This is a genomic window from Plectonema radiosum NIES-515 (assembly GCF_025753815.1).
Classification (GTDB): domain Bacteria; phylum Cyanobacteriota; class Cyanobacteriia; order Cyanobacteriales; family Nostocaceae; genus Hassallia; species Hassallia radiosum_A.
Genome location: NZ_JAOWRF010000408.1, coordinates 1 through 23,171, shown reverse-complemented (window position 1 = coordinate 23,171; position 23,171 = coordinate 1). Strand labels below are relative to the sequence as shown.

Below are 23,171 nucleotides of genomic sequence, written 5' to 3'. Positions count from 1 at the left end.
CTTCATCACTCAAACGCTATCTCACCCTTCACTCCACACCTATGAGCGATTCCAAACCCCGTGACGTTCAAGTTTTACCGATCGCCACAAACACTACAGTAATGAGAGCGCGTAGCTGGTCGCGTCTGCGGTTTGAAATTGAGTATGCATTGGAAAGAGGTACAACTTCCAATTGCTATTTAATCGAAGGTGATAAAACTGCACTTGTTGACCCACCAGCGGAAACCTTCACTGATATTTTTATCGAAGGATTGCGGCATTCTTTCGACTTTAAAAAGTTGGATTATGTAATTTTAGGTCACTTTAGTCCTAACCGTATCGCTACCTTCAAAGCGCTGCTAGAACTTGCACCGCAAATTACTTTTGTTTGCTCCTTACCAGCAGCAGGAGATTTGCGTACTACTTTCCCAGACCGAGATTTAAAAATCATCGTCATGCGCGGGAAAGAAACTTTAGATTTAGGTAAGGGTCATATTTTAAAGTTTGTTCCTACACCGAGTCCAAGATGGCCCGCCGGTCTTTGTACCTACGACCAACAAACGCAAATTCTCTACACAGATAAGTTATTTGCATCTCATATCTGTGGGGAACAAGTTTTTGATGAAAACCGCGAAGCTTTAAAAGAAGACCAGCGGTATTATTATGACTGTTTGATGGCGCCTCATGCAACTCACGTCCAAGCAGTTTTAGAGAAACTATCAGAACTGCAAGTGAGAATGATCGCAACCGGTCACGGACCTTTGGTGCGTTACGGTGTTGTCGAGTTGATCAATTCTTATGAAGAATGGAGTCATTCTCAAACGAGTCGTGAGATAACAGTTGCTTTATTGTATGCTTCAGCTTATGGCAATACAGCAACTTTAGCCCAAGCGATCGCTCTGGGATTAACTAAAGGTGGAGTTGCGGTACAATCAATCAACTGCGAATTTGCCGAACCTGATGAAATCCGCGCTGCTGTGGAAAAGGCAGATGGTTTTATCATCGGTTCTCCCACCCTTGGTGGACATGCACCCACCCCAGTACAAACAGCTTTAGGTCTTGTCCTTGGTGTTGGTGACAATACCAAACTCGCCGGTGTCTTTGGTTCCTATGGCTGGAGTGGCGAAGCATTTGATTTAATAGAAGGCAAACTCAGAGATGCTGGATATCGGTTTGGGTTTGAAACGATGCGTGTCAAATTCAAACCCTCTGATGTCATTCTCAAGCAGTGTGAAGAAACCGGTACAGACTTTGCCCAAACTTTGAAAAAGGCGAAAAAATTGCGTTTGCCACAACAAGCTGTAACTCCTGTGGAACAAGCCGTTGGTCGAATTGTCGGTTCATTGTGCGTTCTGACGGCAAAGCAAGGAGAAGTCTCCACAGCGATGTTAGGTGCTTGGGTTTCCCAAGCCACCTTTAACCCACCCGGAATCACCGTTGGTATAGCCAAAGATCGAGCGATCGAATCTTTGATGTATTCTGGGGGTAAATTTGCCCTGAACATCTTAGCTGAAGGCAATCAACAAGATTTTGTCAAGCACTTCCGCAAATCTTTTGCCCCTGGTGAAGAGCGATTTTCCGGCTTCTCTACAGAAATTGCCGAAAATGGCTGTTTAGTCCTTGCCGAAGCCTCAGCATATCTTGAGTGTTCTGTCAACCAACGCATGGAATGTGGCGATCACTGGGTTGTCTATGCCACCGTTGACAACGGAAAATTACTCAAACCTGATGCTGTGACTGCCGTCCACCATCGCAAATCGGGCAATCATTATTAGGATGCGCTGATTGCACTTATTGGGAGAAAGGGCAAGGGTTTTGCCCTTATCCCTACTCAGTAAACCAAAATTGCTATCCATTACTTCGTTTCATATTAATTTTTGGTGTTTAGACTAGTTAGGAGTGCGAAACTGTTGAATAAATCAGATATAAAACAATACCGTTGGTGTTAAGCCCGATCGGACGAGTGTAGAGACGCGAAATTTCGCGTCTCTACAGGTCTAAAATCAGTACCAAAAACCTTAACACGCCCGCGTATTGAGATATAAAATTTTGTTAATAATCAATAGTTGTATGTGTCAACTATATCAATCTAAAAAAAAATAACGATTTTACTCGCTATTTCTGATAGTCTAATATTTGATTAAATTCATTTTTATTTGATAGTAAAAACTTCAAACAACAACGTGATAATTTATTTTATTTTCGAGACTTTTTCGACTAATAATAGTTAAATTCTGAGCGATAATTCCCCAGCCAACCCAACGATAAAATCCCAACTTTCCCCTAGATCGCGTCCGGGAATTGCCCTGGGGGCATTTTTAGTTCAAAGGTACTATGAAAACCCTACTCAAGTTTTGGGTGGGTGCGCTTATATTTGATGTACATCAATTGCCGTAAAGGTTTGGAGTTTTGCACTCCTGACTAGTAGTCTGTCAACATAAAAATGAAGGATGTAGAGACTTCGTATTTCGCGTCTCTACAAGGTTTCGGATAGCGAAATTTCGCGTCTCTACAAGGTTTCGGATAGTACAAACAATCCCTCAAAATCAAATTGACAGACTACTAGTCTAAACGCCAATTAATTATATTTACTTTTCAAATAACATATTTTCCGAAATTACCATTTCTGCATTTGTAGGTGTGTACAGATTGCACAAAAAATAATCAAAAAACTAGGAGGTATTTACATTAGCGTTATAGATTACCTGAAGAAGCAGTTTTATTCTACCTGTTTTTTTCCACAAGTTAAAGTTGGATTTTAGCAGATAATTGCAACCCGTCCCACCTGGCATTTTGGTATTTATGCAAGAGGGAATATTAACTGAGTTTACAACACTAAGGAGCAATAAAACAATGGACAACAAAGAACTGATTGAAGCGCTGCTAAACTGTGCGAATGGTGAAGAACCAGCTATTTTGAGAGCCAACCAAAACTTGATAGATGCTAGGTTGGTACAAACAATGCTAGATTATGCAACAAATCTGGCAACAAGAAACGACATACAGACCTTTGAGCGCTTAATAAAGATTGTCGTCTTTAATCTGTTAGTTACTCTGAAAAATGGTAACTTTGGAAGTCAGGAGTTTTCCAAGGCGATAGAGTACTACGAGCAGCTTTTGACCATCTGCCAGGAAAGAAGCTATCAGCAGATAGAAATGATACTTCTGTGCTATATACGTTTCTTTTACCGTAATACACATAACTATGCCAAGGCAATAGAGTCAAGCAAGCGACTTTTGGCGATCGCACAAAGCTTTGAAAAGCCCTTTTTCCAGGCTGAAACTCTGTTCCATCTAGGAATTGATTATCAAGGCTTATGGCATTTAGACATGGCAAGAAATAATTTAGACAGTGCAAGAAATAATTTAGACAGTGCAAGAAATAATTACGAGCGGGGTTTGGCGATCGCCGAACAGATAGATATTGAAGCTGGTAAGAAACTACTTGTAGATATTCTCAATGCCTTAGGACGCTCTTATAATCCTCCCTATAGCTGGGACAAAGACAAAGCTATAGATATCTGCACAAGGAGTTTGGGAATTGCTCAGGAGATAGGCTATCGTCACGGAGAGGCAGTTGCTCTCACCTGTATAGGAAAAGCTCATTATTCGGCTGGTGGTGAGTCGAGGAATTTCCCTGAGGCAATAAAGTGTTATGAGCCGGCTAAAGTCATCTTCCAAGAAACAGGCGACCTCGAAAAAGAGGTGGATGCTCTGTACCATTTGCAAGATTCTTATTATTACACGAGCAATTATGGTGAGGCGATAAAGTTAAACGAGGAGCGTTTGGCGATCGCTCGTGACTTGAAGAATGACTTTTTAGAAGCTAGCGCTCTGTTTTGTCTAGGTACTGATTACCAAGCGTTAGACCAATTAGCAGAAGCAAAAAAATACTACCAGCAGAGTTTGAACATCACTAATGAATTAGATATTGAAGCTGGAGGCGAACTCAAGATAAGCTGTTTGCAGGGTCTGGGAGGTTATCACACAAGGAAGAGGGAATTAGCCGAGGCGGAAAAATATTACCAAGACAGTTTGGATATTGCTGAGAAGATATTGGACATTGCTAAAAAGAAAAATGATGATCGGTTTCGGGAGATGGCTCTGCAGAAAAAGGCTAATGCTTTACAACCCCTGGCAGGGATTTACTATAACCGAGGGGAATTAGATCAGGCGTTGAGTTACAACAAACAGAGTTTGGAAATCAAGCTGAGACTTAAGGATCAGATCGGTACAGGGAACTCTATAGGCTTTCGGGGAAGCATTTATCTTGCACGGGGCGAATATCCCGAAGCGCTGAATGAGTTCAAGCAGAGTTTGGAAATCATGAAGCAACTCAGAAACTATTCTGGGGAAGCGAGTACTCTAACTGATATAGGACTTGCTCTCCTCTACTTAGGTCAAATTGAGGAAGCAGAACACAACCTGCGCGAGGGAATTAACCTCTGGGAATCTGTACGGGGGAAATTGGAAGACCGTGATGACTTTAAAGTATCAATCTTTGAGCAGCAAGCCAGAACTTACCAGCTACTGCAAGCTACTCTCATTGACCGGGAGAAACCCTTGGCTGCTTTGGAAATTGCTGAACGCGGTCGAGCTAGGGCGCTCGTAGAGTTATTGAGCAAGGACTTAGAGGGGCAATTAGCTGAAAAAAGAGAAATCACTTCTCCCACTCTCCAGCAGATTCAACAAATCGCTAAAGAGCAAAATGCCACACTGGTTGAATATTCAATTTTGTGGTCAAGTACTTTATTGATTTGGGTTATCAAACCTACGGTCGAAATTGCCTTTCGCCTAGTTGACCTCAAACCTTTATTGCAGGAATTTAATACATCTCTGGAAGATCTGGTTGCGATCGCCCGTCAATCGATTGGTGCTACAAGAACGCGTTTTGTTGGCTCGGATGGGGACGATAATGATAACGAAATTATTCAAGGAAACAACAAACAATTACAACAACTTTATCAAATCCTGATCGAACCTATTACTGAGTTTTTGCCAAAAGATGCAGATGAGCGGGTCATTTTTATCCCCCAAAACAGCTTATTTCTTGTTCCCTTCCCAGCCCTCCAAGATGCTTCTGGTAAATATCTGATTTCGCAGCACACCATCCTCACCGCTCCTTCCATCCAAGTTCTAGAAATAACTCGCCAGCACCAGCAACGAGTCCAAAAGATGGAGCTTCAGGATGTACTGGTGGTAGGCAATCCGACCATGCCGCCTTTTAAATCTCATCAGTTGATTCCTCTTCCAGGTGCAGAACAGGAAGCCAAACAAATCGCTCCCCTCTTGAATACCGAAGCATTTATAGGCTCAGAAGCCACTAAGGTTGCTATTGTCGAGCGGATGCCTACAGCACGGATTATTCATCTAGCAACTCACGGGTTACTCGATGACGCTGATGAATTAAAGGTGCCAGGAGCGATCGCTTTAGCACCGTCAGGAACAGATGATGGTTGGCTTACAGCTACAGAAATCATGAATTTAAAGATGCTAAAAGCTGAGTTAGTTGTTCTGAGTGCTTGTAACACTGGACAGGGACGATTAACCGGGGATGGCGTGATCGGGTTATCTCGCTCTTTTATTTCTAGAGGCGTTCCCAGTGTGATTGCATCACTGTGGTCAGTTCCAGATGCTCCCACTGCCTCCTTCATGGTTGAGTTTTATCAAAATCTACAACGAGGCGATAACAAAGCCCAAGCCCTGCGGCAAGCGATGCTAACGATTAAGGAAAAACATCCCAACCCAATAGATTGGGCTGCATTTACACTCATTGGCGAAGCATCGCAATCTATCTTTCAAAAAGCTGCATAAGTTGCACATGCTCTCACCCATATCCTTTAGACATCTCCAGAAAACAATGTAGAGATGCGAAATTTCGCGTCTCTACAAGGGTTGTGGACAGCGCATAGTTCATTTTCATGTCTATGTCTTTTGGGAAGTAGATTGGTCAAACTCAAGAACTTAAATCAGCGTCCAATACTTGCGAATTTCAGGAGATAAATTATGACTGCACAACAACTTCATGTCACCAATGGTTCTTCCTTATGGGCGCTACTAATTGGCATTGATGAATACCTGCATTTTCAAAAGCTTAGTGGCTGCGTCAATGATGTTAAGGCAATGCGGATTTACCTCATAAATCAACTGGGTGTTCCCGAAAATCAGATCCGTGTCTTGACTAACCAAGAGGCGACTCGCACTAATATCCTTCAAACCTTTAAGGAATTTTTCATTGACAATCCAGACATTCAGCCAGGAAGCCAAATTTTCTTTCATTACAGTGGTCATGGTTCTCAGATGCGAAACCCGAAAGAGCCTGACGGACAAAACGAAACTCTCGTTCCCCATGACAGTAGAACTCCAGGGGTTTTTGATATCCCTGATAAGACCCTTGCTGCTTTGCTGGATAAACTTGCAGAGCGCAAGGGTAATAATATTACTGTAATTCTCGACTGTTGCCATTCCGGTTCGGGGACTCGCGAGCCAAATCTGGCTCAAACCCGCAATGTTGAACCCGACAATCGCATCCCACCACCTGACTTGGATACTGGCATCCTAGAAGGCGCACCCCGTCGAGGGACGGGTGCGAGTGGCTGGGCTGCGGAAGGTATCACCCACGTCCTCCTAGCAGGTTGTCGCGACCACGAATTATCGAACGAATATTTCAGCCCTGATGAAGGGAACAGAGTATGGCATGGTGCGCTGACCTACTTCACCTTGCAAGCTCTGGGCAAAATAACCCCAAACACTACCTATGCCGAACTCTACGAGCAGGTAGCAGTTAAGGTGAATACAGAATACCCTTCACAGATGCCCCAGTGTGAGGGCGATCGCAACCGAGTGATATTTGGAGGAGTGCGGGTCGAGCGAGATCCCTTCATTACCGTGCAGAAGGTAGAGGGGAATGAAGTTACTCTGGAGGCTGGTTTGATACATGGGTTGCGTAAGGGCACTGAACTGGCTCTCTATCCACCGCAAGTGCAAACTAAGAAGGATTTACCAGCAGTTCTGACAACAGTTGAAGTTACCTCAGTGTCAGCGACTACAGCCAAAGCAAGCATCAAGGAGGGTGCGCCTATTGTTTCTATTCCCATTTTCGCCCGTGGTCTGATCACCAAACAAGTTTATGCCGGACTGCACCAGACAGTAGCTCTAGAAGCAGATCCAGGAGAAGAAAACCAGAAAGCGATCGCACGTTTGCAAGCAATCCTTGATGCAAATTTGGGTAGCGGTTCACCTTACTTGAAGGTGCTAGAAAATCGCGATCAAGTAGCTGATTTGCGAGTTAAGGCTGTTGATGGGAAGTTGAACATCTACAACACCACGGGTGAACAGCTAGTCGTTCCAGAAGACATCAAAGATGGGGGCGGTGATGAGATAGCCGTACTTCATTCCCTAGAAAGTATTGTTCGCTACCGCACTCTTCAGCATCTTGTAAATGAAGAGCCAGAATCCGAGCTAGTTGGCAAGGTGAAACTCCGTCTACTTCGTTATGATGTAACGGGTGCTGATAATTCTCATATGCAAGAACTTCCCACAGGCGCTGTTGGCACAGGTGGGGAAATCACCCTTACCTTCGACCCAGAACGCAAGGACTCCAATCGGTACGTTCTAGAAGTGATTAACGAATCGTCGAAACACATTTATGCTCACCTTTTGCTTCTGAATCCTGATTACAGTATCAAACTTAAGTATCCACAATTGGGTCAAAAAGATGCCATTGAACCGAATGGTGGCAAGCTTATCATAGGTCTCGACAACCGGAAAAAGCCGTTAAACTTCACCTTGCCTGTGGGATGGGATTCCTGCCGGGATTATTTGAAAGTTATTGTTACAACTAACCCCACTGATTTCAAGGGGTTGGAGCAGGAAAAACTCAACGTTCAACCTCCTCAAAGAACTAGAGCAGCTTCTTCTTCCGCTTTAGGACGACTGTTAGATTGTGTTCTGTCTGGCAAGCGCTTTGCTGGCTCTGATGAAACAGAAGACTTAGAAGACTGGGCAACAATTTCTCTTTTTGTTACTGTCGTGCGTGGTTTCCAAACCACAACGCTGAATACCCCAGCCGGAACTATTAGCTTGAACGATAAACTTACGCTAATTAAGCCTGAAGGTTTTCAGGGTGAAGTTACTGTAACCACTTGGAGTCAAGCCACTCGGAGTATATCTGGGAACCCCAGTTTAAAGCTACCACCTGGTCTTGACCGATTCCCAGACCTTTTTCAACCTATTGGACGTTCGGGAACACGTAGTATTGATAGCAGTTTTGGCTCTTCAGCGCTTGTCATCTCCTTTGATGTGGACGAGACATCGCGCCAGAGTATCACACGGGAGAACCCGCTACGCTTGGAATTGCCAACCGTTGCCAATGAGCAAGTAGCAGACCTTTTGCCCATAGCTTTCGATGGCGAAGACTACCTGCCAGTCGGCTATGCAGTCAGTGCAAATACTGTGAACGTAGAAAAACTACCACCTTCTGTTACTCCCACTAAGCGCGGCATCGGGCGCACCATCCAGCTCTTTGTTTATAAAAAGATGGGTCGCTACACCCCACAGATAGGTCTGCGGCGTGCAGAACTGGTTGATGGCTTTTTTGAGTACCGCGATATTCAGCGAAACCAGTTCCAACCAGGTGATACGGTAGCTCTTTTTGTCCACGGATTCACCGCAGACACTAGACAGATGGTCGAAACCTTTGCTCCTTTCCTGCGCGATGAGGTTTTCCCTTACAAGCATCTACTAACTTGGGACTACGAGACGTTTGGCACGAGCGTCGAAGAGAATGGCGCTAAACTAGCTCTAGCCTTACAGCAGCAATGTGGCTTCGGTCCTGACGACCAGATTACAGTACACGTTTATGCTCACAGTATGGGTAGTCTGGTTTCTCGCTGTATGGTAGAACTTTCTGGGGGACACGAGTTTGTTGATGGGTTAGTAATGGCGGGTGCTCCCAATCGTGGTACGACACTCGCTACACTCAACCAGGGATTAGTCTACCTGCTCACGGTACTGATCAATCGTGCTTCAATTATTCCACCATTGGGAGCTATCAACTCGTTGTTAGAGCAGCTTTCCCAGCAAGGAGTTGGCTTAAAAGACCTGACAGTCAACTCCAGTATCCAAGAACGGCTCAATGCTCTAAAAGAGCCGTCAAATGTCCCATACTTAGTGCTATCGGGAGAGAATCGGTTGAGTGAGGAGGAGAGCAACCTTCTCAATCGGCTTGCACAGAAAGTGCTGGGTCAAACTCTAGACAGCTTATTTGGGGAGAAAAACGATGTAGTGATTGGGCTGTCTAGTATGCGCGGTGTCAGGGGCGAAGCCTACCCAAAGCTGACAATTGAAGTATTAGATTGCGATCACTTCGAGTATTTCCAAATTCTCCAAGGACGGGAAGCAGTCAAGCGTTGGGTAACAAGCTTATCGGTTTAATACAAGAGTTGCGGTGACCAGGTGCACGCAATCGCGCACCTAGTCACTGGTACTAGCTCATAACTATGAGGAAGTGGCAGTGAATTATATCGTGTCCGGTTAAAGACTGATCATTAAGAGAGAGGGAGGGATTTGGACTTTGACATTTGACAGATACTACCAGCCAGAAACTTACGCAAATTACTCAAACCTGATGCGGTGACTGCGGTTCGCCATCGCAAATCCGGCAATCATTACTAGTCAGCGCCGATTTTAACACGAATTCTCACAAACGATTAATTGGCGATCGCTAATTATAACCGCTTTGGCTAAACAATAGCCAAGGCGGTTTATTGTATCGGCTCTTATCCGGATGAAGTATCACCTTATCAGTATTTGTATATGTTTGTGTGTAATTCCTTAATTCTTTGATGTATTCCATCCAATTGAAAACCACAATAATGTTTTGCCCGCGCGATATCAATACCATCAGCGGTGCTTTTAGTCCCAGGCAATTAGTCCGCAAAAATCTTATATCTTGCTTCTTCAGTATACTGCCATCAATTTTATATATTTTCTCAGCGAGAAACACTCAAATACTTGAATCGATATGACAAAATTCCGCAATTGTCACAAAGACAATTGAATAGATAATGTGTAATGTTTGACTAGAATCTCTGTAGTCAGCATCTTTTATAGTAAATGCCAACTACTACCACAACGCTTTTATAATATTTTGCCTTTCCCATGACCCCAGAACACAAAAAGATTAAATTTCCCCTCTGGCAATATCTCAACCAGCCGCTGTTTAGCTATGATAATAAGTTGGTATTAAATCCTCATCGTTTTGCCAACATCTGGCGAATAGAACTTATTAAAAGGTGTTGGGCTAAAGAATGTGATGCCAAAGGACCGCAACAGCATTAAATAGCCACCTACCAATTTTAGATTTGAGATTTTGGCATCGCTGAATATTAGTTGGGAATCAGTAATTTATCGTAGAGACGTTCCGACGGAACGTCTCTGCCGACAGTCACGCAAAATCCCAAATCGTCTAAGTTTCGTCGAGAGAACGAGGCTTCTTGCCATCAAGCAAAGCACTAACAGTCATGTCTCCCATCACATTAATCGCAGTGCGGCAGCGATCCAAAAACCAGTCTACCGTAACCAACAAAGCGATATACTGAGTCGGCAAACCAACAGAAGTAAACACCAGAGTCATCGTTACCAACCCCGCATTCGGAATACCCGCTGCCCCCACCGATGCAAAAATTGACGTTAGAACTACAATTAACTGCTGTCCCAAATTCAGATGCTGCCCAATCACCTGGGAAATAAACAATGCAGACATTGCCTCGTAAAGGGCAGTACCATCATTATTAAAGTTTGCCCCAACCAGCGCGCCTAAAGAAGCAGAAGATTCTCGTAAACCGATTTTTGTCTGTAGAATTTCAAAGGTGATAGGCATTGTTACCGTTGAAGAAGAAGTGGAAAAAGCTGTCAAAAAGGCATCAGCACCCCCAGCTAAAAACTTCAACGGGTTCACCCAAGAACCAAATTTGACTCTAGTGAGATAGTAGCAAGCTTGTAATGCTAGCGCCAGGAGCACCGCCACGATGAAGGCAAACAAAGATTTAAATGGCGAAAAGCCCTGCAAGGCAACAGTTTTCGCCACAATTCCAAACACTGCCAGAGGTACCAAGGCAATCACCCAGTTGAGGATGCGAATTACTGCTTCAAACAAAGTCCCGACTAAATCCTCGATCGCTTGGTATCCTTTTTTTCCTTCAGCGATTTGTTCTGATTTTATTGCCCGCAAAACGATACCAAAGCTCAAAGCAATTACAATCAGTTGTATAACGTTATTATCAACCAGCGGCTTGAGGATGGCTTCCGGTACAACGTCTTTTAGTAGTTTCCAAGGGTCAAGACTTTGACTGGCTGCTTCTATACCTTCTGGAGCCGCCAAACGCCCCCAAGTACCGGGACGCAAGACGTTTGCCACTAAAAGCCCAATTAGTATTGCTACGGTTGTGTTAGTTAAAAGTAATACAGCTAATTTCCGTCCGGCTGTACCGGGAATATTCGTAGTCATGAAGGTATGCAACACTGCTACGAGAATCAGCGGTGTAGCTAAGGCGCGGAGTGCTTTGAGGACCAATTCAGCCGGAATTGCTAAGTTGTTGATTAAGTCTTTATTGGCTGCGTCGGGGTTGCCTGCACCTAAAGCAATTCCTAAGCCGGTTGCCAGCACTAAAGCGATGATAATTTGCAATGTGAGAGGGATACGCTGCCACCAACGGTGGGGTTTGGGGGAACGCGAAGTAATGCTCTCTGTTTCGTTCATTGCTAGTTGCTGAGTTAGTGATGTATTTATTTAAACATCACTTTGGACATTATAAATTCCGGATTCAGATCGGGTAAAACTAAGATAATCTTAGAGCTTGTTGCTTGACAAAATTTTGTTTAAAAAGGGTATTCATTCTGAATGCCGATAAAAATATTGGTTGGTGGTAGGAAAAGTATATGTCTTTTGTCCCTTTGCACATTCACAGTGATTACAGTTTGCTTGATGGAGCCAGTCAGTTACCGGAGTTGATCGATCGAGCACTTGCACTCGGTATGAAAGCGATCGCCCTCACGGATCATGGCGTCATGTATGGTGCGATCGAATTGATCAAAACCTGCCGCAGTAGAAATATTAAGCCAATTATTGGCAACGAAATGTATATCATTAACGGCGATATCGAAAAACAAGAACGCCGTCCCCGTTATCATCAAATTGTTTTAGCAAAAAATACAAAAGGTTACAAAAATTTAGTTAAATTAACTACAATTTCTCACCTCAAAGGTGTGCAAGGCAAAGGTATTGTTGCTCGTCCTTGCATTAACAAAGACTTACTAAAACAATACCATGAAGGCTTAATTGTTACTAGTGCCTGTTTGGGTGGAGAAATACCCCAAGCAATTCTTAGCAATCGACCCGATGCCGCACGTAAAGTCGCTCAATGGTATAAAGAAGTATTTGGTGATGATTTTTATTTAGAAATTCAAGACCACGGTTCCCAAGAAGACAGAATTGTTAACGTTGAAATTGTCAAAATTGCCCGTGAATTAGGAATTAAATTAGTAGCTACTAATGATTCCCATTATATTTCATGCTTCGACGTAGAAGCCCACGACGCTTTGCTATGTATTCAAACTGGCAAGCTAATTAGTGAAGATAAGCGGATGCGTTATAGCGGCACAGAATATCTGAAATCTGCTGAAGAAATGAGTCAGCTATTTCGCGACCATTTACCAGATGATGTCATTGCCGAAGCGATAAATACTACCGAAGAAGTTGCAGATAAAGTCGAGCCTTACCAAATTATGGATGAGCCTCGCATTCCTACCCCCCCCATTCCATCTGGTCATACCGCAGACACTTACGCAGAAGAAGTTGCTTGGCAAGGACTTTTAGAAAGATTAAATCGTAAATCTCGCAGCGAAGTTGATTCAGAATATAAAGAAAGGTTAGAATATGAACTAAAAATGATTCAGAAAATGGGTTTTTCCACCTACTTTTTAGTGGTGTGGGATTACATCAAATTCGCCATAGATCGTAATATTCCCGTCGGTCCAGGTAGAGGTTCAGCCGCAGGTTCTCTAGTTGCTTACGCAATGCGAATTACCAACATTGACCCTGTACATCACGGTTTATTATTCGAGCGCTTTTTGAACCCAGAACGCAAATCAATGCCGGATATTGATACAGATTTCTGCATAGAAAGGCGCGAAGAAGTTATTGAATACGTAACTGAGAAATACGGTACAGATAGAGTTGCTCAAATTATCACTTTTAACCGACTTACTTCTAAAGCTGTGTTGAAAGATGTTGCCAGAGTGTTGGATATTCCTTATGGAGAATCAGACAAAATGGCAAAGTTAATTCCGGTGGTGCGGGGTAAACCAACTAAACTCAAGGTGATGATTTCTAATGATACTCCAGAGCCAGATTTTAAGGCAAAATATGACAATGAACCGCACGTTCGTCATTGGATTGATATGGCGATGCGAATTGAAGGAACTAACAAAACCTTTGGAGTTCATGCTGCTGGGGTGGTAATTTCTGCCGATCCTCTCGATGAAATTGTGCCGCTACAAAAGAATAATGATGGTTCTGTGATTACCCAATATTTTATGGAAGATTTGGAATCTTTGGGTTTGTTAAAGATGGATTTTCTCGGTTTGCGAAATCTGACATTAATTCAAAATACTTTAGATTTAATTGCCCAAAACAAAAACATTCATATCGATCCTGATGAAATCACCCGTCAAGAAAGAAAAGCCCAAAAGATTTTAGCTAAAGGTGAACATAACGTCTTACCAAATGAAGTAAAAAAAACTTATGAACTTTTAGAAGCTGGTGAGTTAGAGGGTATTTTTCAATTAGAATCTTCGGGAATGCGTCAGATAGTGAAAGATTTAAAGCCTTCCAACATAGAAGATATTTCTTCGATTTTGGCACTTTATCGACCAGGACCATTAGATGCAGGATTGATTCCTGATTTTATTAACCGCAAACACGGACGTGAGGAAATTAAATACGGTCACTCTATTTTAGAACCCATATTGAATGAAACCTATGGAATTATGGTTTATCAAGAGCAAATTATGAAAATTGCTCAAGATATGGGTGGATATACTTTAGGGCAAGCCGATTTAATGCGTCGTGCAATGGGTAAAAAGAAAGTTGCGGAAATGGAAAAGCAACGCGAAAAATTCATTGATGGTTCGGCAAAAAATGGGGTTAGCAAACAAGTTGCTGAAAAGTTATTCAACGACATGTTGAAGTTTGCAGAATATTGTTTAAGTTATAATAGTGAAGTTTTAACGGTAGAATATGGCTTTTTACCGATTGGGGAAATTGTCGATAAAGGCATTGAATGCAGTGTGTACAGTGTTGATAGTTATGGCAAGATTTATACTCAAGTAATTGCCCAATGGCATAATCGCGGTCAGCAAGAAGTTTTTGAGTATTGCTTAGAAGATGGTTCGATTATTCAAGCAACAAAAGACCATAAATTTATGACTGTTGATGGTCAAATGTTGCCGATTGATGAAATATTTGAACGCAAATTGGATTTGATGCAAGTTCAAGGTTTGCCAGAATAAAGTCTTGATTTTGTGTTGCTTTCCCACCCTGCAATCTTCTTGCGGGCTAATAGCCGAAGTACAGTTTTGCATAAGTACGAGCGCGTTTTTTAACGCAGAGGAGCGCGGAGGTAAGCGCAAAGTGACACAGAGTTTTTGTTATAAATTTTCGTCATTAACTTATGAAATGCTGTACTAAGTACGTTAAAATGCACTCTTCTTCGAGACTAATATGACTTTGCATCGCGATCGCATCCACCTCTAAAAATTACCGATAAGCGAGACTCTACCCAAAAATCCCTGAGATTGCTATATGCTTTCAGTAACTAGACTGAATCAAGCATAAATTGGTAAAAAAAGTGAATCTCCCTTTGATTACTCGTGCTCAAAAACATGACGAGAAAATAGCAATTGTGACAACTGATGGAGCATTTACCTATGGGGATTTGCTGCACACTTCCAGTCAAATAGCAACAGGTCTTCTTCAAGATGCAGAAGATTTAGAGGAGCAGCGAGTTGCTTTTCTCATCCCGTCTGGGTTTGAGTATGTAGCTACTCAGTGGGGGATTTGGCTTGCTGGTGGAATAGCGGTACCAATGTGTATTTCCCACCCACGACCAGAATTGGAGTATGTGATTACAAATTCTGGAGCATCGATTATTGTTGCTCATCCCAATTTTGAGGGTATACTGCGAGCGATCGCTACTGCACAAAATTTGCGATTTATCCTCACCTCCCAAACGCTCCCAGATCATGTTCGTCCCCTCCCAGAGGTAGATATCACTAGACGCGCTTTAATTCTCTACACGAGCGGTACAACAGGTAAACCGAAGGGTGTGGTTACGACCCATCACAATATTCAAGCTCAAGTGACTAGCTTAATTACCGCTTGGGAATGGACATCTAGCGATTCTCCTGGGGAGACGCTGCGCGATCGCATTTTGCATGTACTGCCCTTACATCATATTCATGGAATTGTCAACGTTCTGACTTGTGCTTTATGGGCTGGAGCGGAGTGCCACATGTTAGCCAAGTTCGATGCCGAAACTGTTTGGAACCGAATTTGTGATGGTGACTTAACTTTATTTATGGCAGTACCGACGATTTATGTGAAGCTGATTTCTGCTTGGGAAAGTGCCTCTAAGGAACGCCAAAAAAGCATGACCGCAGGCTGTGCGAAAATGCGTCTAATGGTTTCTGGTTCAGCAGCTTTACCAGTTCAAGTTTTACAAAAATGGCAGAGTATTAGTGGTCATTTTCTGCTTGAGCGCTATGGCATGACGGAAATTGGTATGGCACTATCAAACCCTTTACACGGTGAACGGTACTCAGGATATGTGGGTCAGCCTTTGCCTCAAGTGGAAGTAAGGTTAGTGGATGAGGGTGGGGAGTTGGTTCCACCAGGGACACCAGGAGAAATCCAAGTCAAAAGCCCTGGAGTGTTTCTGGAATATTGGCAAAACCCCCAAGCAACCGCAAAAGCTTTTAGAGATGGCTGGTTCTGTACTGGAGATACTGCCGTAGTTGAGAATGGCAACTACCGCATTCTCGGACGAATGAGTGTGGATATCATCAAAACGGGAGGGTATAAAGTTTCAGCTTTAGAAATTGAAGAAGTGCTGCGATCGCATCCAGATATTCAGGAATGTGCAGTGGTTGGGGTTGCTGATTTAGAGTGGGGTGAGCGGGTTTGTGCTGCTTTAGTATTGCAACCGCAACGCGAGTTGACATTAGAATCTTTTAGGAGTTGGGCAAAAGAGCAATTGGCAGTTTATAAGATCCCAACCCGAATTTTGACAGTTGAAGAATTACCGCGCAATGCGATGGGGAAAGTGATTAAGCCGACAGTGGTTGAGCTATTTCGACCATAAAACTTAAGTAAATATAATTAACTTGATCAAGCCTTAGAATCTGACAAATGAGTGAAATCAACCTATGAGTGACTTAGTTTTTCTACCCGCTCATCAATTTGCTCAGATGATTCGCGATCGCCAAATCTCTGCTGTCGAAGTGTTCGATGCTTACTTGGCGCAGATTTCTAAACACAACTCAAAACGGAGCTTACACCATGCCATTTAATCTCAGTGGTCATCCTGCGGTGGTGATTCCTATTAGACAAACTCACAATGGCTTACCGATCAAGATGCAGATTGTTGGCAAACGATGGCGCGAGATGGAGTTGTTGGCGATCGCTACTGAACTTGATAAAGTGGTTGGTGATTTCCGCCATCCATTGGGCTATTGAGTATTTGTACTAATTAAACTTCAACTTACTGCCAACCCGCAGTGAGTCGAAGGGCTTGAGTGGTTGAAAAGCGATCGCCCCTACTTATATGCACCAGGCGACTAGAAGTCGCGGCTACACAGACAAAACCTGCCTTCGCAGGTTGAAAAGCCTTGATTTTACGTTAGTCCGCGTAGGCGGACTTCGTTTGTATAGCCGCGATTTCTAATCGCTAGGGCGCTTGTGCAAGATGTGAGCCTACCTACCTTTGTTTCTCATCCTTTTGGGACATCCTTCGGTGTTTTGAGTGGACACCAGAAGAGGTTTTACTGGATAGGTGATCTCTTCGGATAACATAAGAAATTGACATACCTCCTCGTCCTAAAGTCCGAGGATTCCTTAACGCTTCATTGGGTTGTGCTATCGAAATAGTCTTATCATCCCTCGACGTTCGTTTATAGTCTCCTAATGCCCTATGGCGACTATATCTATTTTACCATAAAGCCGTCAAGCTTATGACGGGGCTTGAGTCCCATTTTTTCAGTCAACAGCTTAATCCCAATTGTAAGCATATTGCCAATGCTCAAATCCAGAAGAAGCTAGCCCAAATCAGTCTTGATGCCGGATACGAGTTGCCAACCCTTTGTACACCCTACGAATTAATGGGAGAGTAGATATGTGGAAAGATGAAATTCTTGAAGAGATTTATAGAATTCGAGAAGAACATGCAAAGGCTTTCAACTACGACTTACAAGCAATTTGTGATGATTTGCGACAAAAGCAAGCTGCAAGTAATCGGCAGATCATTTCACAGCCACTCAAACAACCCAGTCGTCTGCATAGCAAGTCACAATACCCAACTAGCTAAAAATTATCTGTTAGGCGATCGCTCCCCAGCACCTAACATTAACCTCAAGTCGTAAAGCAATCAACTCCCGATCAACCTCAAATCGCGTGATAGAAGATGCCATCGTATGATCGCCCCTACCTAGTTTCCCATCCCTTCGGTATTTTGGGTGGACACCAAAAAAGGTTTTTGCTGGATACCCCAAGAGATTCCAGAATTCCTTGCATCACCTCTGTGCAGTACATCCAGTGTCCCAAATCGTCATACATGCGATCGGGATTAAACTCGACATTGTAATGCAGCACATTGGGCAGGTCTAAAAACTCATGGTTGGCTTGGGGAGAAAGGATCAGGAGTTGAAATGGCTTGCCCTGGCATTGTTTTTCCAGCTTGTTAACCAGGTCAATCACCCCACCGCGATCGCTAATTCCTGTGCGAACGAAAAGCACTTTGTCGCAGTGCCGCAGTGCATACCAAAACCTTTCTGAGCGTGCCGTGTAACGAACGCGCATCCGTTCATGGACGGGAGACATATCACCCGTCGGGTGGTCTGTCTCCTCCACTTCATGGGCAAAAGACAAACCCGACCACTTGCTGTGGTAAATTCTGCCTGCATCGGGACTGTAGTGCAGGAAGGCAGGATTCCACATATCATAAAAACCGTTGGCGATCGCATCCGCAACATCTGCAATATTGGTGGTGCGTGTTAGATCAAAGGGAAAAGCCGGACCGTCATATTCCATTTTATACAGCATCATGCGGACGGCACAGCGATCGCCCAAGGGGAGAATAGCGACACGGCTGATATCTGATAATTTACACTTGTATTGGAAAAGCACGGCAGACTTGGGTGGTGCTTTGACTCGGCTTTCCAACCCGTCGTTACCAATCATCATGGTGCGAAAAGGCGCATCGGGATGAAGGGGATCTTCATAGACACCTGATGGCATGGCTTTCAGTGCCTTGCGTACCTCCTGCCACATCGGCTGGATGTTGTACTCGTTGTCTGATTCGTTGATCACCCAGAGGTGGCGATCGTCGTTTTGCAAAATCCCCAGATGCCCATCATAGAACAAAACTTGTGAGTTGTTCGGCGCAAATAGATTGAAGGCGGCACTGTATTCCAGGTCAGCATTAGGGGGTATTTGTACTGTGGTTGCCATCGCGCCATCCTCTTGCACGGCAAAGAAGGGGAGTGTTCCTTTCTGGGCATTTTTTGCAATGTAGATGCCTGGGATCAATCCTGCCTTACTTTGCAGTGCAGTTTGCAGTTCTTGCCAATGGGGAGCAATAGTGTAGGTGTATTTTGATGAATTCCTGATTCGCAAACGCTTCTCTTGTATACATGCACAGACATAGAAGCCAGCATTGTCAAGGTAGATGGGGACTTCATGGGGCTGCCAGAAGCGTTGCAATTCTATTGCTAATTCGTCTTTGTTGATTTGGAACAGGTGCAGGTCGATCGCCTGATGCATGAGGCTGTGACCGATGGTGTTGGGGTGAGCCGGGTCGAAGGATGTCCCCTCTTTCCAGCGTCCCTGACCATTATCCACGGCTGCCAACCAATCTAGTATGGGAACACCCCAATTCAACATCCGCTTGTGTGTGTCCTTTAGCAGCCAGTAGTGTTCAGCAGAATAGTCGTCATTGGGATAGACACCACCCAAAATTGGTCTTGCTCCCAGGGAGCGCGTCATTTTCACAAGCTGCTGCAAGCCGCTTTCAAACCGGCGCTGTATTGCTCTTCGTTCGTGAGGGGGACAGTAAGCTAACCCTTCGTTACCTAAAGACAAGGCAATAATGACAACATCTGGTTGTTCTGGTGTGACAATTGAAGTAAACCGGGCGATCGTTCTGCTGACATTTGCCCCCACTTGTGATACATTTACGAGTCTGTGCCCATATTTTTGCTGCAAAGCCTGTTCTAATAGCCACACCCAACCTCTCAACAGCCAAGCTTTATGACCTAAGGCAACAGAACTGCCAATGACGACGATTTTTAGACCTTCAAACCCTTCCTCCAAGGGCATCTTGACAGCAGTCTCCTGAATGTATCCGAATGGATAAGGCTGCAAATAACCAAATACCCCATCATCCACAACAATAGTACCGGACTGCTGGTCAGGGTTGCTCGGCACCCAACGGTTTGCTCCTAGAGCTTCCCAATGTCCATTGCCTCTGGCATCAAGACGTACATACTTATATTCAACTCTCTGGGACGGCTGAATGTCGATTTCTTTGTCTGTCTGCCATAAAGGGTAGCGATCGCCACTTGTGCGGAGGTGAACACATCTGCTGATGTCCCACAATCCCAATTCGGGAGTAGAACCAACCAGACCAATGGATTCTCCAGTTTGCGTGTATGCACTAACCTGGAATTGATACATAGGTTTTTTGCTGATTTAGGGATACAATGCCACACAGTCAGGCTGAATCCTCACAGATGCTTTGACAGTATTTTGACCATCGCATCATCCGCAAAGAACAAGCGTTACACACAATTCCGTAATATATTATTACAAATCCAAATTTTTGGGCAAAAGACCTACACAACGCTCGTTGCAGCGCTCTTTTCTCCCCCCCAATCTTAGTCTTTTCTTCTGTCTCCAGGAATACTGAGTTAATATAAATTTTTTGCTCTATAGGGAGTGTTGAACGTGCGTACATTCTTGAATTGGTCTACAAATTTACTTAATTACCTACGTAGCTTGGTAATACTAAGCTTGCTATGTCTGATTTTCAGCTGGTCATTGCCTGCCCAAGCAGCCAGCCGCATCAGTCCCAAACTCGAACAGCAAGTTATGCAAATCATCCGCGAACATCCAGAGGTAGTTCTAGAATCTCTCGTAGCATACCAGCAGCAACAACGACAGCAAATAGTACAATCACAGCAAGCATTTGTGAAAAATTTACAAATCAATCCCCAAGCGGTGATTGGTAATTCTCCTGTTACTGGTTCACCTAATTCAAAGATTGTTTTAGTAGAATTTTCCGACTTTGAGTGTCCCTATTGTGCTGAGGCTAACAAAACTCTGAAACAGTTTATGGAAAAGCATCAAGATCAAGTGACATTAGTTTACAAGCATTTCCCCCTGACACAAATTCATGCTCAAGCAGTACCAGCCGCAAAAGCTGCTTGGGCAGCTTTGCAGCAGGGCAAATTCTGGGAATATAGTGATGCGCTATTTTCTGATCAAAAACAACTTAATGAGGCAAAGTATTTGGATATTGCCACAAATCTCAACTTGGATTTAGATAAGTTTAAAAGCGATCGCGCTCTTGCCGATAATGAAATTCTTCAAGATATGCAGCTAGCTCAAAAATTAGGGCTGACTGGTACACCTTTCTTTGTGATGAATGGTGAAAGTTTCTCTGGTGCGGTGCAACTATCAGACATGGAAGAAGTCTTAGCTCGTGCTACTCACTAATTATCTTCTTGGTCATAGGTTTGTCAAGTAGGGATGCGATCGCTTAGATCCTGAAAAAGCAGCGATTTCCAGCGAGCTCTTAGCAGCAAAGAAAAACCACGGCACTTGCGAGTGGGGTAACAACTGAGGCTATGAAAAGCAGGACAGAGGTGCTTAAGCCACAATTTCACTCGGTTTGTACTTTTTCCCCTGCTAAGAGATCCTTGCCCCAAGCATTGCTGCCTCCGATCAACTTAAGTAAGCTTACTCTTGGCTATTTTTGTTCTGAAGGTTACAACTGATACATTAATGTTCGATTCAGTGTTAATCCTGAGAAAATAAATAGTGAGGTAATAAATGCATTGCTTAGGATTGTCTGTCATTTTCCCGATTGCTTTGATAGCTAACTTTTCTCATCAGCCAGTAAGAGCAAATACATCTATTTCTCAGTCGGCTGTAGTCCAAAAAGTTAATTCTACTTTGTTAGCTTCTTCAAGTTACCTCTCACCTTTAGAAGAGCAGGTGATTGCCCAAATGAACAAAGTGCGGACAAATCCCAAAGCATATATCCCGATTATGGAAAGCTATAAAAAGCGCTTTCAAGGCAAACAAGTCAAAATTTCTGGCAATACTTATTTGCTAACGCAAGAAGGAGTACAACCAGTCGATGAAGCGATCGCATTTCTCAAATTAGCCCGTCCTGTAGGAACTTTGACTGCATCTAAAGGGATGTCTTTAGCTGCTAGAGATCACGTTAAAGACCAAGGAGCAAAAGGTGTAACAGGTCATGATGGTGCTGATGGTAGCAACCCTTCTACTCGCATCAATCGTTATGGAACTTGGCTCAGAACCGCTGGAGAAAACATCAGCTATGGTCCAAATACGGCTCAAGATATCGTCATGCAATTAATCATAGATGACGGGGTACGCGATCGCGGTCATAGAAAAAACATCTTTAACCCTGCTTTTAAAGTCGCAGGAGTTGCTTATGGAACTCACACTACATACAGAACAATATGCGTGATTAATTATGCTGGCGGGTATAAAGAAAAACTTGTTTCCTAATAAATGCTGATGGCAAAATTTGTTAATAGCTAGTTAGTTGAATACATAGTACTCAATAACTGTTATCAAAAATATTTGGTAAAATTTGTGAAGTTACATGAAGTTGATTATTTACTCCCTGATAATGAAATTACGCAAGAGTGGGATACAATCTCTAAGATTTGACCCACTCAAATTATTAGCTAGTTTCTCTAGCTCCTCTGTGCTAGAAACTCGTGAAAAAGATCGGGAATTATTCCCACCGAAGAGTAATCTTTCACCATTGGAAGAGGAAGTAATTGCTCAAATAAATCAGGTAAGAACAAATCCTGCTGTTTATGTTATTGTCTTAGAAAACTATAAAAAACGCTTTGAAGGCAACAGAGTTAAAATCTCTGAAGGTGTCTTTTTACAGACGACTGAAGGAGTCAAAGCAGTCGATGAAGCGATCGCATTTCTCAAGTCAGTTCGTCCGGTGGAAACTTTAACTACATCCAAGAATATGTCTTTAGCCGCAAGAGATCATGTGAAAGACACTGGAAAAATAGGTGCTATAGGTCACGACGGAAGCGATGGTAGTGACGCTTCCACTCGAATGAACCGCTACGGAACCGGGCTAACTACCGCAGGTGAAAGTATTAGCTACGGTTTAAACAACCCCCAGGATATTGTCATGCAGTTGATTATAGATGACGGTGTACCGTCGCGGGGTCATAGAAAAAACATGTTTAACGGGGATTTCAAAGTTGTGGGAATCGCTTACGGAATTCACGCAAAATATAGAAGAATGTGCGTGATTGATTATGCTGGAGAATATCAAGAAAAATAAATTTAATTAGACAAACTTCGTGAAAATTAATGTAGAGACGTTGCATGTGCTACGTCTGTTGGGTTGTGGATAACCCATATTTAATTTTCAAATAGGTTGTCTATTGCGTTCACGGAGTGACTCTGTAAGAGTTTCAAAGCAACCAAGAAAGGAAACCAATTCTCACTGTTAAAGATAGAACCGCAAATAACTACTATTTTCCGGAATATTCCGGAAAACGACAAATAGGCGTGGTAGTATTAATTAACAAAGATTAAAACTACCAAATGTCAAAAAAATATGTCAGTCCCA

General features: G+C 43.3%; 14 protein-coding genes and 1 pseudogene. 13 read left to right on the top strand and 2 right to left on the bottom strand.

Annotated features, from left to right (window positions below; translation table 11 throughout):
* Window positions 1-41: 41 nt before the first annotated feature.
* The 4 genes from OGM63_RS28965 (at window position 42) to OGM63_RS28950 (ending at window position 10,320) form a co-directional block, all read left to right on the top strand.
* The gene (locus OGM63_RS28965) at window positions 42-1,754 is read left to right on the top strand and encodes a diflavin flavoprotein (RefSeq protein ID WP_263749209.1); all 1,713 of its coding nucleotides are present in this window, start codon (window positions 42-44) and stop codon (window positions 1,752-1,754) included.
* A 1,078-nt stretch (window positions 1,755-2,832) separates the two neighbouring features.
* Complete coding sequence (locus tag OGM63_RS28960) at window positions 2,833-5,793, top strand: CHAT domain-containing protein (protein ID WP_263749207.1); 2,961 nt, start codon at window positions 2,833-2,835, stop codon at window positions 5,791-5,793.
* A gap of 192 nt (window positions 5,794-5,985) precedes the next feature.
* Window positions 5,986-9,414: a DUF7379 domain-containing protein gene (locus OGM63_RS28955; protein WP_263749206.1), complete on the top strand. Its 3,429-nt coding sequence runs from the start codon at window positions 5,986-5,988 to the stop codon at window positions 9,412-9,414.
* 726 nt (window positions 9,415-10,140) lie between these two features.
* Window positions 10,141-10,320, top strand: coding sequence for a hypothetical protein (locus OGM63_RS28950; RefSeq protein WP_263749205.1), 180 nt, complete (start codon window positions 10,141-10,143; stop codon window positions 10,318-10,320).
* A 127-nt stretch (window positions 10,321-10,447) separates the two neighbouring features.
* Here OGM63_RS28950 and OGM63_RS28945 read toward each other — a convergent pair whose 3' ends face one another.
* The gene (locus OGM63_RS28945) at window positions 10,448-11,740 is read right to left on the bottom strand and encodes a dicarboxylate/amino acid:cation symporter (protein WP_263749204.1); all 1,293 of its coding nucleotides are present in this window, start codon (window positions 11,738-11,740) and stop codon (window positions 10,448-10,450) included.
* A 179-nt stretch (window positions 11,741-11,919) separates the two neighbouring features.
* Here OGM63_RS28945 and OGM63_RS28940 point away from each other — a divergent pair, with 179 nt between their 5' ends.
* The 6 genes and pseudogenes from OGM63_RS28940 (at window position 11,920) to OGM63_RS28915 (ending at window position 17,621) form a co-directional block, all read left to right on the top strand.
* Window positions 11,920-14,550: a DNA polymerase III subunit alpha gene (locus tag OGM63_RS28940; protein ID WP_263749203.1), complete on the top strand. Its 2,631-nt coding sequence runs from the start codon at window positions 11,920-11,922 to the stop codon at window positions 14,548-14,550.
* Window positions 14,551-14,900: 350 nt separating this feature from the next.
* A complete protein-coding gene (locus OGM63_RS28935) occupies window positions 14,901-16,400 on the top strand; it encodes an acyl-CoA synthetase (protein ID WP_263749202.1) in 1,500 nt (499 codons plus the stop codon).
* Between the two features lie 64 nt (window positions 16,401-16,464).
* Window positions 16,465-16,608, top strand: a complete 144-nt coding sequence (locus tag OGM63_RS28930) for a hypothetical protein (RefSeq protein ID WP_263749201.1) — start codon at window positions 16,465-16,467, stop codon at window positions 16,606-16,608.
* Window positions 16,598-16,774, top strand: a complete 177-nt coding sequence (locus OGM63_RS28925; protein WP_263749200.1) for an amidase family protein — start codon at window positions 16,598-16,600, stop codon at window positions 16,772-16,774. Before OGM63_RS28930 ends, OGM63_RS28925 begins: the two co-directional genes overlap by 11 nt.
* A gap of 530 nt (window positions 16,775-17,304) precedes the next feature.
* Window positions 17,305-17,427, top strand: a pseudogene (locus tag OGM63_RS28920) (type II toxin-antitoxin system VapC family toxin); the annotation flags it as partial.
* Between the two features lie 2 nt (window positions 17,428-17,429).
* Entirely contained in the window at window positions 17,430-17,621 is a 192-nt protein-coding gene (locus OGM63_RS28915) for a hypothetical protein (protein ID WP_263749199.1), read from the top strand.
* 116 nt (window positions 17,622-17,737) lie between these two features.
* On the opposite strand, the gene OGM63_RS28910 is transcribed toward OGM63_RS28915, so the two are convergent.
* On the bottom strand, window positions 17,738-19,987 hold the full coding sequence (locus tag OGM63_RS28910) for a DUF1796 family putative cysteine peptidase (protein WP_263749198.1): 2,250 nt from the start codon (window positions 19,985-19,987) through the stop codon (window positions 17,738-17,740).
* Between the two features lie 264 nt (window positions 19,988-20,251).
* Between OGM63_RS28910 and OGM63_RS28905 the strand changes: the two genes are divergently transcribed.
* The 3 genes from OGM63_RS28905 (at window position 20,252) to OGM63_RS28895 (ending at window position 22,880) form a co-directional block, all read left to right on the top strand.
* Window positions 20,252-21,028, top strand: coding sequence for a DsbA family protein (locus tag OGM63_RS28905; RefSeq protein WP_375340537.1), 777 nt, complete (start codon window positions 20,252-20,254; stop codon window positions 21,026-21,028).
* 336 nt (window positions 21,029-21,364) lie between these two features.
* A complete protein-coding gene (locus OGM63_RS28900; RefSeq protein WP_263749197.1) occupies window positions 21,365-22,072 on the top strand; it encodes a CAP domain-containing protein in 708 nt (235 codons plus the stop codon).
* 124 nt (window positions 22,073-22,196) lie between these two features.
* Window positions 22,197-22,880, top strand: a complete 684-nt coding sequence (locus tag OGM63_RS28895) for a CAP domain-containing protein (RefSeq protein WP_263749196.1) — start codon at window positions 22,197-22,199, stop codon at window positions 22,878-22,880.
* The last annotated feature ends 291 nt before the right edge of the window (window positions 22,881-23,171 follow it).